We start from the raw sequence: 1,096 nt of genomic DNA on the forward strand, positions 1-1,096 counted from the left end.
GGGTGGGCGTGGTCGGTCACGACGGTCGTCGTACGCGGGGGTTCGGCAAAGGGCGCGACGGGGCCGGCGAAATTCTGATCAATTAACCGTGATCGAGATGTTCGTCGATGTGCTCCGTGGACGGGCGGAGGAGCTGAGGAGTTACAGCTGATCTCCTGATTATCGTTGTACGTTTTAGTGAAGGCGGATGATGCATAGTTTGTTGGCGGTCGTCGTGTCCCACGGCGGCTCGACCCGTCTGGACCAGTTGCTCTCGGTCCTGGTCGCCATGAGCGGCTGCGGTGCGGTGCTGGTGGAGAACGACACACTCGCCGGGCGTGCGGTGCCCGTCGGGGTGCGCGTGCTCGAGGGCCAGGGCAACGTCGGCTACGGCACCGCCGTCAACCTCGCCGTCCGCCACGCCATCGAGGACGGTCCGGCGCCGGACTGGCTGTTGGTGATCAACAGTGATGTGACGATCCCCCCCAACACCGCCGAGGTCCTGCCGAAGCTGCTCGCCTGGTACCCGCCGTCCGTTGACGTCGTGGGTTTCCCGTTCCTCGCCAGCGAGGGCGGCCCCGGACGGTCCCAGGCGGTGTTGCCTACCCCGCTCACGAGCGCCTTCATCACGCTGCGCGGCGAGGCGGCGGCCCTCGCCCGCTGGCCGGAGCTGCGCCACCCGGTAGGCGCCTTCTTCGCCATCCGCGTCCCGACCTTCCTGCGTCTCGGTGGCTTCGACCCGGACTACTGGATGTACTACGAGGAGACCGATCTGTTCGCCCGGCTGTACGCGGCCGGCGGCCGGATCGCCTGGGCCGACGACGAATGGCCGGTGGTGCACGTCGGCGGCGAAACCGTCGGTCGCTCGGGCCTGCTGCACGCCGAGCTCGGTCGCTCGGCCGCCGTCTACGCTCGCCGCCATCGTGCCACCCTGGGCTGGAGCTGGCCCGCGGTGCACGGCGGGCAGCTCGCCGTCCTCACCGCCCGCAAACTCGCCACCGGCCGCCTCCAGGACGCGCGTCGCGCCGCCGGGATCCTCGCCGGCCTCGCGGCCGGTCTGGCCCGGCCGACCTGGGAACCCGCCGTGCGCTCCCGCTGGCGCGCCGCCCGCGCCGAG

Annotated in this window: 1 protein-coding gene; it reads left to right on the plus strand. The window is 70.7% G+C overall.

Annotated features, from left to right (window positions below):
- Window positions 1-190: 190 nt before the first annotated feature.
- Window positions 191-1,096: glycosyltransferase family 2 protein (locus tag NBZ83_RS32285; RefSeq protein ID WP_261576529.1), on the plus strand; the 906-nt coding region annotated here is incomplete at its 3' end.

Source organism: Frankia gtarii (assembly GCF_025403375.1).
Lineage (GTDB): Bacteria > Actinomycetota > Actinomycetes > Frankiales > Frankiaceae > Frankia > Frankia gtarii.